The 389-nt window shown below is 72.0% G+C and carries 1 protein-coding gene; it reads left to right on the top strand.

The window, feature by feature from the left end:
* Positions 1–389 (top strand): hypothetical protein (locus MFF64_RS36650; RefSeq protein WP_238193944.1); only part of this gene is annotated, 389 nt, incomplete at both ends.

Genomic DNA, 389 nt, shown 5'->3' with positions numbered 1-389 from the left:
CCCGAGCTACCCGGGGTATCGCTGGGACCAGCTCCGCCCCGGCACCGACCCGTGGACGAGCGGGATCGCGATGCGGGCGCGGGCGGCCCAGATTGCGGCCATGTACGGCGCGAGCCTGCGCTACCGGGCAGTCGGCTGGACCCATGGCGCGCCGGATGATGGCGGGGTCGACGGCGCCGGCAACGTGATCGACTATGCCGGCGCGCTGGCGGAGATGGTCGCGTCGTTCGATGCCCTGGGAATTGGCGCGGGCGGCCAGCGCCTGCACTTCTTCACCGACCAGACCGCGCCGGTAAGTGAGAAGGTCCAGGCGCCAACCGCCATCCTGCAGCAAGCGGCGTTCGCGCTCGCCAATGCGGGCCGCGTTCACCTGATCGGGCCGCGCTACC

Origin of the sequence: Methylobacterium frigidaeris, assembly GCF_022179185.1 — a bacterium.
Taxonomy (GTDB): domain Bacteria; phylum Pseudomonadota; class Alphaproteobacteria; order Rhizobiales; family Beijerinckiaceae; genus Methylobacterium; species Methylobacterium frigidaeris.
Note: the sequence above shows the minus strand (reverse complement) of the source record. Positions and strands in the feature narration are given on the sequence as shown.